Source organism: Streptomyces sp. NPDC006372 (genome assembly GCF_040612515.1).
Taxonomy (GTDB): Bacteria; Actinomycetota; Actinomycetes; order Streptomycetales; family Streptomycetaceae; genus Streptomyces.
Genome location: NZ_JBEXQJ010000034.1, coordinates 95,450 through 107,087 on the forward strand (window position 1 = coordinate 95,450; position 11,638 = coordinate 107,087).

Here is an 11,638-nt window from a genome sequence, read left to right on the forward strand (position 1 = left end):
TGCCTCCGAGATAAGCTAGTTGGTCTGGCAATATGGTGAAGCCCCTGGTAGATGAGATCTCGACCAAGAGAACCGGCTCCACCAGAGGCTTCACGTGCTCGTCTACCCTCGGGCGTCGACGTGTCCAGCTCCGCCCTCCGCTTCCTCACGCAGCAGTTGCGGCGGCACCGCCGCGCGATCGGCTCCCGGTGGCGGCGCCTGACCGCCGGCCACCAGGCTCTGCTCGCCCTCGCCCATCTGCGGATGGGCCACACCTATGCCCAGCTCGCCGCCGGGTTCGGCGTCGGCACCACGACGGCCTACCTCTACGTCACCGAGGCGGACACCCCGTGCTGGGCCGACAAGGGGCACCGAGGTGCCGGCGGCACAGTCCGCATCCCGTGCTGGGGACGGTGGGAGACCCTCTCCGTGGGCCAGAGAGCGGTCAACCGGTCCCACGCGAAGATCCGGGCCCTCGTCGAGAAGGCCGTCGCCACCCTCAAGTCCTGGCGACTCCTCCCAAACTGCGGTGCTCGACCACCCGGATCACCAGCCCCGTCCAAGCCGTCCTCACCCTGCATCTGACCATCTCAAATGGTTTCGTGACAGGGACCGAATCATTCGGTTGGGATGACGAAGTCCGCGCCCGCGTCCCGCAATCGCTCGTGCAACCCGCGGAACACCGCGGACGAGCGGAGCCCCGGCCAGCCGCCGGGGAGCAGTTCGGAGGGCAGGCCGGGGTCGGCGTAGGGGAGGTGGCGCCAGGAGTCCAGGGCGAGGAGATAGTCGCGGTAGGCCTCCTCGGGCGGCGTCTCCGACCGCTTCTCCCAGGCGTGCAGCACCCGCTCGTGACGGTCGAGGAACGCCTCGTGCTGCTTGGCGATGGCGGCCAGGTCCCACCAGCGGGCGACGGCGTCCGCGGTCGGCGCGAAGCCGAGGTGGTCACCGCGGAAGAGGTCGACGTACGCGTCGAGCCGGAGCCGCCGCAGGGTGTGCCGGGTCTCCTCGTACAGCCGCGCGGGCGCGATCCACACGCCCGGGGCGGCCGTGCCGAAACCGAGCCCGGCCAGCCGCGAGCGCAGCACGTGCCGCTTCTGCCGCTCGGACTCCGGCACGGAGAACACCGCGAGCACCCAGCCCTCGTCCCCGGGCGGCGCGGTGGCGTAGATGCGCCGGTCGCCGTCGTCGAGCAACTGCCGGGCGTCCGGGGACAGTTCGTACCCGGCCGCGCCCTGTGCGGTGCGGGCGGGCACGAGCAGTCCGCGTCTCTTCAGCCGCGACACCGAGGAGCGCACGGAGGGGGCGTCCACGCCGACCGCGGCGAGCAGCCGGATCAGTTCGGCGACGGGCACGGGGCCCGGGACGAACCGGCCGTACGCGCCGTAGAGCGTGACGATGAGAGACCGTGGGGCATGCTGGTCGGACACGTTGATCATCTTAGGTCGTACGGATCATTCCCGGTCGGTTTCGGGGCCGTCGTCCGGGTCTCCCGCGGCGCGCAGCCTGAACCGCTGGAGTTTGCCGGTGGCGGTGCGCGGCAGCGCGTCCAGGAAGACGAACTCGCGCGGGCACTTGTACGGGGCCAGCTCCGCCTTCACGAAGGAGCGCAGCGCCTCGGTGTCCCGCACGGCGCCCTCCTTCAGGACGGTGAAGGCCACCACGACCTGCCCGCGTGCCGCGTCGGGCCGTCCCACGACCGCCGTCTCCACCACGTCCGGGTGCCGCAGCAGCGCGTCTTCGACCTCGGGCCCGGCGATGTTGTACCCGGCCGAGATGATCATGTCGTCGGCGCGGGCGACGTACCGGAAGTAGCCGTCGGATTCGCGGACGTAGGTGTCGCCGGTGATGTTCCAGCCGCCGCGTACGTATTCCCGTTGCCGCGGGTCGGCGAGGTACCGGCAGCCGACCGGGCCGCGAACCGCGAGCAGCCCCGGCTCCCCGTCGGGCACCGGCTCGCCGTGCTCGTCCTGCACGCGCGCCTGCCAGCCCGGCACGGGAACGCCCGTGGTCCCGGGCCGGATCCGCTCGTCGGCCGCGGAGACGAAGATGTGCAGCAGTTCGGTGGCGCCGATGCCGTTGATGACGCGTATACCCGTGCGCTCGTGCCAGGCCCGCCAGGTGGCCGCCGGCAGGTTCTCCCCGGCCGAGACGCAGCGGCGCAGCGACGACACGTCGTGCCCGTCGAGTTCGTCGAGCATCGCGCGGTACGCCGTCGGTGCCGTGAACAGGACGGAGACCCGGTGCCGGGCGATGGCGGGCAGCAGTTGCTTCGGACCGGCCTGTTCGAGCAGCAGGGCGCTCGCCCCGGCCCGCAGCGGGAAGACCACCAGGCCGCCCAGCCCGAAGGTGAAGCCCAGCGGGGGACTGCCCGTGAACACGTCGTCCGCGCACGGCCGCAGCACGTGCCGGGAGAAGGTGTCGGCGATCGCCAGGACGTCCCGGTGGAAGTGCATGCAGCCCTTGGGGCGGCCGGTGGTCCCGGAGGTGAAGGCGATCAGCGCCACGTCGTCGGCGGCCGTGTCGACGGCCCGGTACGGCGTCCCGGGTGCCAGGCGGTTGAACAGGTCGTCGGGGGCGTCGCCGCCGTAGGTCGTGATCCGCAGCTCCGGGACCTCGGCCTTGGCGAGGTCGTCGACGGCGCGGACGTCGCACAGCGCGTGCCGGACCCGGGCGATCTCGCAGATCGTGCTCAACTCGTGCGGGCGCTGCTGGGCGAGCACCGTGACCGCGATGGCCCCCGCCTTCAGCACCGCCAGCCAGCAGGCCGCGAGCCACGGTGTGGTGGGGCCTCGCAGCAGCACGCGGTTGCCGGGGACGACGCCGAGTTCACCGGTGAGCAGGTGCGCGACGCGGTCGACCCGGGCGCGCAGATCGGCGTACGTCCATGGCTCGCCGGCCTCGGTGAGGAACGCCGGGCGGTCGTCGGGCGGGCCGCCCAGCAGTTCGGCGGCGCAGTTGAGCCGTTCGGGGTAGCGCAGCTCCGGCAGGTCGAAGCGGAGTTCGGGCCATTGGTCCGGGGGCGGCAGATGATCGCGGGCGAAGCTGTCGACGTGGGCCGTGCTCCGTGGATTCATACGGTTCGCCCCCTCGGCGTGGTGGGCTCGCTCCTGGAGCGTATCGTGTTGGTGACGACAGTCAACGGTCCGCGATAACCTCGGAGGGGTCCGGCCCGGGAGGCGGGGTGGCGGAGAAGGGACCGGCGATGACCGCATTCTCACTCGAACCGGCACAACTCGCCTGGTGCGCCGAGCTGCGCACCCTGGCCGCCGAGCGGCTCCGCCCGCTGGCCGACAAGGGCGAGCCGGGCCGGGTGAACCGCGCCCTGGTCGCCGAACTCGGCAGCCTCGGACTGCTCGGCCGGCTCTTCACCTCCGGCGCCCTCGACCTGTGCCTGATGCGCGAGTCCCTCGCCCACGGCTGTACGGAGGCCGAGACGGCCCTCGCCCTCCAGGGCCTCGGCGCGCACCCCGTCCACGCCCACGGCACCGCGTCCCAACGCGCCCGCTGGCTGCCCCGGGTGGCCGACGGCACGGCGGTCGCGGCCTTCGCGCTGAGCGAGCCGGGCGCGGGATCGGACGCGGCGGCGCTGGCGTTGCGGGCGGAGGGGGACGCCGCCACCGGCTGGCGTCTCAGCGGGCAGAAGCGCTGGATCTCCAACGCCCCCGAGGCCGACTTCTGCACCGTCTTCGCCCGGACCGCTCCCGACGCGGGCTCTCGCGGCGTCACCGCCTTCCTCGTGCCGGCCGACCGCCCGGGCCTGACCGGCACCGCACTCGACATGCTCTCCCCGCACCCGATCGGCGCACTCGACTTCGACGCCGTTCCGGTGACGGCCGACGACGTGCTCGGCGAGGTGGGCCGCGGCTTCAAGGTCGCCATGGGCACCCTCAACCTGTTCCGCCCGAGCGTCGGCGCCTTCGCGGTCGGCATGGCCCGGGCGGCCCTCGACGCGACCCTCGCCCACACCGCCGGCCGGGACGCCTTCGGCGGCAAGCTGAAGGACCTTCAGACGGTCGCTCACACGGTGGCCGAGATGGCCCTGCGCACGGAGGCGGCCCGCCTGATGGTCTACGCGGCGGCGACGGCGTACGACGACGACGCCCCGGACGTGCCCCAGCGCGCCGCCATGGCGAAACTGCTCGCCACCGAGACCGCGCAGTACGTCGTCGACACGGCCGTCCAGCTCCACGGCGCCCGCGCGCTGCAACGCGGCCACCTGCTCGAGCACCTCTACCGGGAGGTCCGCGCCCCACGCATCTACGAGGGGGCCAGCGAGGTGCAGCGCGGCATCATCGCCAAGGAGTTGTACACGGACCGGCAGGAGGCCCGGTGACCACCGAGCGCGTGAACCCGCCCGACCTCTCCCCGGCGACGGGCTTCTCCCACGCCGTCGTGGCCACCGGCTCCCGCGTGGTGTTCCTGGCCGGGCAGACCGCCCTCGACGCCGACGGCAAGGTGGCCGGGCGGACCCTGCCCGAACAGTTCGAGAAGGCGCTGACGAACCTGCTGACCGCCCTCGCGGCGGCCGGCGGCACACCCTCCGACCTCGCCCGCGTCACCGTGTACGCCACGGACGTCGCGGCGTACCGCGCGCACGCCCCGGAACTCGGCCGCCTGTGGCGGAGCCTCGCGGGCCGCGACTACCCCGCCATGGCGGTCGTCGAGGTCGTCCGGCTGTGGGACGAGGAGGCGATGGTGGAGCTGGACGGCTTCGCGGTGCTGCCGTGAGGTGACCCTCCGGTCAGGCCGCGACGGCCATCCGCTCCGCCGTCACCCGGTGCGGTTCCACCACGCGTCCGTCCGGCAGCAGCTCGCCGGTGTCGTCGAAGACGATCGCCCCGTCGCACAGCAGGCTCCAGCCCTGCTCGGGGTGGGCGGCGACGACGTGCGCGGCGCGGGAGTCGGTCGCGGGGCAGAGGGTCTGGTGGGCACACATGGCGCACCTCCACGTCGGTAGGGCCATCCGTAGGTTCGTATGACTCTTACGGATTGACGATGCTCCCGACTCGAAGCTGATCGGAACGGCCCGGAGCGAAGCGTGACACGCCCCGGACATTCCCGGGACGGTTCCACGACGGTCGGAGCGGACCCACCGCCGAAGGAGTGAGGACTGGTTGCGCCGACCCGGTCGACCGGTACGAGTGGAAGGTGACATTTCGCTACCTTCGGGAGGTTTTCCCCGTGCGTGTACGTCCCCTCCTCGGCGCGGCGACCGGTGCAGCGCTGCTCCTGCTGGCCGGAGCCACCGCCGCACCCGCCACCGCGTCCGCCGCCGCCCCCTCCGAGGCCGTGACGGTCGACTCGGCGGGCCGGATCGCCGCCGACGGCACCCTCACGCTTTCCGGTACCTATACCTGCGTAAACGCCACCGGCCCCGTCTACATCGGCTCCTCCGTGCGGCAGGGCGCCTCGACGACCAGCTACGGCATCGGCGGCACCCGGGCCGTGTGCGACGGCGTACAGCACCGCTGGCAGAACACGGGGCGTCCCACGCCCGGCGCGATCGTGCCCGGCGCGGTCCACGTGCAGGCCACGATCCTGGAGCTGCGCCCCGTCGGAATCCTGCCCCTGCCGCACCCGCATGCCGTGAAGGACCAGGGCATCACCCTGACCCGGAGCTGAGCGCGAGCTAGCGGACCGCGACGGCCACACAGCTGTCGCCGTACTGCCAGACCGGCCCCGCTGTGTCGAACCCCGCCTGCCGCAGCAGGCTCAGGTGGGTGGAGAGGGGGAGTTCGGCGGGGCGGCCGGTGGCGCGGGGTGCCGTGCGGCGGTGGCGCTCGGTGAGGAGGTCGGCCAGTTCGGGGTCGTCGGCGACTGCGGTCCACCACGACCTCCAGTCCTCCTGTGCGAACACCCGCTGCCGGTCCGCCCGGCACCGCCCGACGTGAGCGGCGATGCCGGCCGGGCCCGTGTCGTCCTGGGGGAGGTGGTCGCCGTTGACGAGGACGCCGCCGGGCCGCAGCAGCGTGGCGAGCTGGCGGTAGACGCGCAGCAGGGTGTCGCGGTCGAGGTAGTGCAGGGCCGTCGTGGAGACGGCCGCGTCCAGGGGCCGGTCCAGCTCCAGGGCCCAGGTCCAGCCGGGCGCCCCGATCTCCGCGTCGACATAGCGGGCCGCGTCCGGGTGATGCGTCCGGCCCAGCTCCAGCAGCAGCGGGTCCCGGTCCACGGCCACGACCTCCGCGCCCGGCAACCGCCGAACCAGCCGGGCCGCCAGGGAGCCCGGCCCGCATCCCAGGTCGACGACCAGGGGCCGGGGCGTGCGCCCCGCCGTGACGTGCTCGACGACATCCGCGATCACCGTGAACCGCTCCTCGCGGTCGACGGCGTACCGCTGCTGCTGGAGCTCCCAGCGCTCCACCCACCGCTCCGCTGTCGCCAGACTCAGCCCCATCCGGTCGCGCCACCTCGCCGTCTCGCACCTGACTCTCGGCACCGAGCCTACAGGTGGAAACGGTTCCCATTACGTATAGTCGGCGCGGTCACGAGAGTGAAGCGAGAACCGACAGCAGCCGGTCGATCTCCTCAACCGTGTTGTACACATGCAGACTCACCCGCACCGAACCGGTCTTCTCGCCCGCGTCGCCCTGGCAGTGGTTGTCCGAGCGGACCATGAAGCCGTGGCTGAAGAGGACGAAGCCCAGATCGCCCGACTCGACGGCGCGGTGCCGCAGGGTCACGATGCCCTGACGTCGCTGCACGGTCGAGTCGGCGGCCAGGCTGAGCGGGCAGCCGAGCACCTCGTAGGCGTCCAGTCGGCGCAACCCGTCAGTGAACCGGGCCGCCAGACCGGCCGTCCAGCGCTCGATCCGCTCCACACCGGCGGCGTCCAGCCAGTCCAGAGCCGCCTCCAGCGAGGCGATGCCCACGGTGTTCGGAGTGCCGCTCCACCCACCGGGCGCGAAGGCAGGTCCCCGTTCCTGCCGGGCCCACACCGCCCCGGAGCCGGGCAGGGCCAGCGCCTTGTGTCCGGAGAAGACGACGAAGTCGACGTCCAACTCCGCCACGGACACCGGCAGATGGCCGACGCTCTGCGCCGCGTCCAGACAGATGACCGCGTCCGGGCCGACCGCCCGGCGGATGCGGTGCACGTTCATGTCGCCGCCGTAGACGTGGTGCACATGGGTCGCGGCGACGAACCGGGTGCGCGGCCCGGCCCGCTCGGCCAGCGCCCGGTGGTCGTAGTCCCCGGAACCGCTCTGGTACGGCATCGGCACCACCCGGACCCGCGTGCCCTCCCTGGCGAGCAGCCGCTGCACTTCCAGCCAGGGCTCGATGTTGGCCCGGTGGTCGGCGTCCGGTACGACGATCTCGTCGCCGTCGCGCAGGAACCCCGGCAGCCAGTCGCGGGCGATGGTGCGCAGCCCCTCGGTCGTGCCGCTGGTGAAGTGCACGGCGGAGCGCTCGGGCCGGCCGTCCCCGAGGAACCGGGCGACCCGCTCGCGCGTCCGCTCGACCAGCTCCGTGGTCCGGTTGGCCCAGGTGTAGGTGCCGCGCGCGGAGTTGGCGTTGCCGGTGGTGAGGTACGTCTGCACGGCGTCCAGGACGGCTTGCGGCTTCTGCGCCGTCGCCGCGCTGTCCAGGTAGGCCAGTTCCGGGTGCCCGGTGATGATGGGGAACTGCGCGCGCAGCGCCCGCTGCCACTGGTGGAGGTCGCCGCGGACGGCCGGAGCGGTCATGGCGCTCAGTCCCGCACCAGGGGCGCGCCCGCGTCCCGCCAGGCGATGACGCCGCCGGCCAGACTGCGCACGTCCGGGTGTCCCATCCGGGTCAGCAGCGCCGCGTACCGGGCGGACTGCTCGCCCACCGGGCAGACCAGCAGCACGGCTTGACGCCGACTGAACGGCAGCCCGCCCCGCAGGAGTTCGGCGAACAGCTCGTCGACGATGTTGACCGACCCGTCGATGTGCAGCGCCGCGTACGCGAAGGGGCTGCGCAGGTCGACCACGAGCGGCCGGCCGGTGTCGATCCACCGCCGGGCGTCGGCCACGGAGACCGACGGCGCCCCGGCGATCTCGGCGTCGGTCAGGTCGGCCGGCGAGTTCTTCCGGGGCGGCCTGCCCAGCAGATCGGGCCGCCGCTGCCGGACGTAGCTCAGATAGCTCTCCACCCGGTCGCAGACGATGAACACCGCGCTCCGGCGCTCGTCCGACTCCTCGTCCAGTGCCCGGAGATGGCGGACGGCCCCGAAGTAGGCGGCGCCCCCGGTGGGTCCGCCCAGGATGCCGCAGCGGCGGTTCAGGGTCAGCATCCCCTCGATCGCCTCGTCGGCGGTCACCGACTCCATCGTGTCGTACGTCTCCGGGTCGAAGAGGCCGACCTCCTGCACCTCGTCGATGGTGCGGATCCCGGGGATGAAGTCGGACTTGGCCGCGACCAGCCCGACCACCCGCACCGAGGGATCCTCCTCGCGCAGCGCGCGTGCCACGCCCGTGGAGGAACCGGCCGTCCCGACGCACGCCACGAACCAGTCCGGCACCCGGCCGTCCAGGTCCTTGACGATCTCCGGCCCGGTACCGGTGAGATGCGCCTCGGTGTTGCGCGGGTTGAAGTACTGGTCAGTGTGCAGATGCGTGCTGCCGGAGGCCGACAGCTGCCGGTGGAAGAGGGTCAGCGGGTCGTCCGTCGCACTCGGGTCCAGGCATTCGCTCTGTCCCGGCAGCTCCTCGATCTCCGCGCCGAGGAGCAGCAGGAGGTCCTTGATCTCCGGAACCCGCATCCGGTTGGTGACGCTCCTGAAACCCAGGCCGTGCATCCCCGCGACGACCGCCAGGGCCTTCGCCGTGTTGCCGCTGGACAGCTCCACGACCTGGCTGCCGCGTTCGACCGCGTCGGCCAGCAGCGGGCGCGCCATGCCCCAGGCCGCACGGTCCTTCACCGAGCCCCACGGGTTGAGCATCTCCAGCTTGGCGAACAGGTCGATGTTCCGCAGCCCGTGCACGGCCGGGTCGATCCGCACCAGCGGGGTGTTGCCGATCGCCTCCGTGATGCTGTCGTACCTCACTGGGCTCCCCCCGAGGGCGTGGTCGGCCAGAACTGGTCGTCGAGGCACCAGCGCCATCCGTCGCCGTCCTGCCAGGCGGCGGCCTTGCGGGCGGCGGGCTGGTGCTGGGCACCGGTGGCGTGGAAGTCCATGGCGTAACCGGCGGTGTTGGCGAAGGCCAGCAGATCGCCGGGTTCCGGACGCCGGGGCAAAAACACCGTACGGCGGGTGATCAGATCCGTCTCCAGGCAGAGACTGCCGAAGAGATGCACGGCGACGGGCCCCGGGCCGTCGGCCGGCGGGGCTTCGCCCCTGGGGACGACGAGCGGGTCCATGAGCACTCCGTGGTCCTCCAGGGCGATGTCGTCCGCCTTGGCGGCCAGCCGTACGAGGAGTTCCGCGCCGGGCTCCTGGGCGCGGACCTCCAGCACACGCGCCAGCGTCAGCCCGCACTGGTCCAGCAGCGCCCGGCCGGGCTCGGTGTGCAGGTCGTACAGGTGCTCCAGCAGCAGTGCGGCCAGTGGACGCCCGCCCAGGGAGGCGGCGGGCTGGGCCAGCAGCTCGTCCAGGTAGGCCGCGCCGGCGACGGGCCGGTGGGCGGGGTAGAGGCCGAGCGTGCCGCGCAGGGTGCCGGACTCGTTGCGCAAACCGTAGCCGTGACCGCCCCACGCCAGCGACGGGCGCCGGCCCAGCACGGCGGAGGTGAGCGCGCTCGTGTACGCCTCCCACTGCTCCCCCTCGGCGACGTAGCTGACGCCGAACCCGCCGCCGATGTCCACGGCCCGGGGCCGTAACCCCCGGCTCCGGCACGCCTCCAGCGCGGCCAGGGACCCTTCCAGGGCGGTCGCCTTCTCCGCGACGCTGGTGGTGTCCAGGTGGTACCCCACGCCCGTCAGCTCGACCGCGTCACCGTGCCGCTCGACCGACTTCAGCAGCGTGTCCAACTCCCTTACGGGCGTGCCGAAGCGGCTGCGGCGGCTCAGCACCTTCACCCCCGGCGCCTCGAACCCCGACAGCCGCAGCAGCACCCGTACCGGGGGGAGTCCGAACCGGCATACCAGAGCGGCCAGTTGGTCCAGCTCGTCGGCCCCGTCCACACTGACGGTCACGCCCGTACGGGCCGCGAGCCACAGGAACTCGGGGTTCTTCGGCCCCGTGGCCGTGAGCCGGTCGGCGGTGAAACCGGCCCCCAGGGCGTGCCGCAACTCGCCCAGCGACGCGACGTCCACGCCCGCGCCCGTGGCGGCCAGGCGGCGCAGCAGCGCGCTGGACCGGTTGGCCTTGTGGGCGTAGAAGACCTGGCCCGACAGGTGGTGCGCGCGGTACACCGACCGGAACCGGTCCAGGTTCTCGGCGATCTGGTCCGGCACCACGACGTGCAGGGGTGAGCCGAGCGCGTCGGTGAGCGAGTGCAGTGTCCCGGTCGCCGCCAGGAGTGACCTGAGCCGTGGTTCCAACCGGGGTTCCAGATACAAGGGCCGGCCGTCCATGCGTGCTCCCTCCCCTGAAGCCGCTGCGCCCGGCATCCGGGCACGTCCGACACTCCCCGTGTTTCGCCGTATAGCCCCTATCCATTCTTCGGTCGCTTTACGCCCTGTATCGCCCGGGGATGGCCGCCCGGCGTTCAGTCCGTCGGGAAGCCGTCCCTGACCTGGTCGAAGACCGGGCTCGCCCGAGGCCTCCGCCGGTGTCGCGCATGCGCCTCTCCCGCCCGGGGTACCCCGCCCATCCATCCGGCCGTGTACGTGCGGTCGTGTACGTGCGGCTGTGTACGAGGAGGGACGGGACGTGGACTGGCACCCGCTACGACTCACCACCCCCGTCAAGCAGCACGTCTTCGGCGGGCGGGCCATCGCCGAGCGGCTGGGCCGCACCGGGCTGCCCGACGGCCCGGTGGCCGAGACGTGGGAGGTGAGCGACGTCGACGGCGACGCCTCGACCGTCCTGGACGGCCCGCTGGCCGGACGCACCCTGCGGCAGATCATGGTGGAGCACCCCGAGGAACTGCTGGGGCCACGCCTGCGCCCCGGCCCCCGCTTCCCGCTCCTCACCAAGTTCATCGACGGCAGCCACCCGCTCCCGGTGCACCTGCACGCCGACGACGCCACCGCCCGGCGCCGGGAGGGCGAACCCCACGGCAAGACCGAGGCCTGGCACATCCTGGACGCGGCCCCCGGAGCCACCGCCCTGGTCGGCACCCGGCCCGGCGTCGACCGCGACACACTGCACCGGGCGCTGCTCGCCCAGGACTACGACGCGGTCATGCGCCGCCTGCCGGTCCGCGCCGGGCAGACGGTCTACGTCCCGGGTGGCACCCTGCACAGCTTCGGCCCCGGCACGCTCGTCCACGAGATCGAGCAGACCTCCGACATCCAGCAGCACGCCATGCGCACCCGCATGGAAGACGGCTCGCCGGTCCCCGACGAGGAGTGGCACACCAACCTCGCCGCCCTGCTGGACCAGTGGCACCCGGACCCCCGCCCCGAGTTCCACCCGGGCCTGGACCTCCGCACGGACGACGGTGCGGTACGCACCGTGCTGTGCGCGGGCCCGTACTTCGCCCTGGAGCGCTGGACCACCGGCGCCACCCTGCGCCACTCCTTCTCCACCGTGCGGATCCTCACCAACGCCGGGTCCCCGGTGACCGTCACCTCCGGCGACCGGTCGAGCCGGCGC

The 11,638-nt window shown here is 72.8% G+C and carries 11 protein-coding genes and 1 pseudogene; 5 read left to right on the top strand and 7 right to left on the bottom strand.

Going from position 1 to position 11,638, the window contains the following annotated elements:
* Positions 1–51 precede the first annotated feature (51 nt).
* Positions 52–563: pseudogene (locus tag ABZ016_RS34840) on the top strand (transposase family protein); the annotation flags it as partial.
* Positions 564–596: 33 nt separating this feature from the next.
* Here the strand turns inward: ABZ016_RS34840 and ABZ016_RS34845 are convergent.
* Both ABZ016_RS34845 and ABZ016_RS34850 read right to left on the bottom strand, forming a co-directional pair.
* The gene (locus ABZ016_RS34845; protein WP_356920709.1) at positions 597–1,415 is read right to left on the bottom strand and encodes a PaaX family transcriptional regulator C-terminal domain-containing protein; all 819 of its coding nucleotides are present in this window, start codon (positions 1,413–1,415) and stop codon (positions 597–599) included.
* 15 nt (positions 1,416–1,430) lie between these two features.
* Positions 1,431–3,053, bottom strand: coding sequence for an AMP-binding protein (locus ABZ016_RS34850; RefSeq protein ID WP_356920710.1), 1,623 nt, complete (start codon positions 3,051–3,053; stop codon positions 1,431–1,433).
* 128 nt (positions 3,054–3,181) lie between these two features.
* On the opposite strand from ABZ016_RS34850, the gene ABZ016_RS34855 reads away from it, so the two are divergent.
* Positions 3,182–4,312 (top strand): acyl-CoA dehydrogenase family protein, encoded by a 1,131-nt coding sequence (locus tag ABZ016_RS34855; protein WP_356920711.1) that lies wholly within the window; start codon positions 3,182–3,184, stop codon positions 4,310–4,312.
* A complete protein-coding gene (locus tag ABZ016_RS34860; RefSeq protein ID WP_356920712.1) occupies positions 4,309–4,707 on the top strand; it encodes a RidA family protein in 399 nt (132 codons plus the stop codon). Before ABZ016_RS34855 ends, ABZ016_RS34860 begins: the two co-directional genes overlap by 4 nt.
* 13 nt (positions 4,708–4,720) lie before the next feature.
* On the opposite strand, the gene ABZ016_RS34865 is transcribed toward ABZ016_RS34860, so the two are convergent.
* The gene (locus ABZ016_RS34865) at positions 4,721–4,915 is read right to left on the bottom strand and encodes a DUF5999 family protein (protein ID WP_039933917.1); all 195 of its coding nucleotides are present in this window, start codon (positions 4,913–4,915) and stop codon (positions 4,721–4,723) included.
* A gap of 245 nt (positions 4,916–5,160) precedes the next feature.
* On the opposite strand from ABZ016_RS34865, the gene ABZ016_RS34870 reads away from it, so the two are divergent.
* The gene (locus tag ABZ016_RS34870; protein WP_356920713.1) at positions 5,161–5,601 is read left to right on the top strand and encodes a DUF6299 family protein; all 441 of its coding nucleotides are present in this window, start codon (positions 5,161–5,163) and stop codon (positions 5,599–5,601) included.
* A gap of 7 nt (positions 5,602–5,608) precedes the next feature.
* On the opposite strand, the gene ABZ016_RS34875 is transcribed toward ABZ016_RS34870, so the two are convergent.
* The 4 genes from ABZ016_RS34875 to ABZ016_RS34890 all read right to left on the bottom strand — a co-directional run bounded on the left by ABZ016_RS34875 (position 5,609) and on the right by ABZ016_RS34890 (position 10,452).
* Positions 5,609–6,373 carry a class I SAM-dependent methyltransferase gene (locus ABZ016_RS34875; protein WP_356920714.1) on the bottom strand — a complete coding sequence of 255 codons (765 nt, stop codon included), beginning with the start codon at positions 6,371–6,373 and terminating at the stop codon, positions 5,609–5,611.
* Positions 6,374–6,461: 88 nt separating this feature from the next.
* A complete protein-coding gene (locus tag ABZ016_RS34880) occupies positions 6,462–7,658 on the bottom strand; it encodes an aminotransferase class V-fold PLP-dependent enzyme (RefSeq protein WP_356920715.1) in 1,197 nt (398 codons plus the stop codon).
* A 5-nt stretch (positions 7,659–7,663) separates the two neighbouring features.
* Positions 7,664–8,983, bottom strand: a complete 1,320-nt coding sequence (locus tag ABZ016_RS34885; protein WP_356920716.1) for a pyridoxal-phosphate dependent enzyme — start codon at positions 8,981–8,983, stop codon at positions 7,664–7,666.
* Positions 8,980–10,452 carry a Y4yA family PLP-dependent enzyme gene (locus ABZ016_RS34890; protein WP_356920717.1) on the bottom strand — a complete coding sequence of 491 codons (1,473 nt, stop codon included), beginning with the start codon at positions 10,450–10,452 and terminating at the stop codon, positions 8,980–8,982. The genes ABZ016_RS34885 and ABZ016_RS34890 overlap by 4 nt, the downstream gene beginning before the upstream one ends.
* Before the next feature lie 298 nt (positions 10,453–10,750).
* Here ABZ016_RS34890 and ABZ016_RS34895 point away from each other — a divergent pair.
* On the top strand, positions 10,751–11,638 hold an 888-nt coding region (locus ABZ016_RS34895; RefSeq protein WP_356920718.1), incomplete at its 3' end, for a type I phosphomannose isomerase catalytic subunit.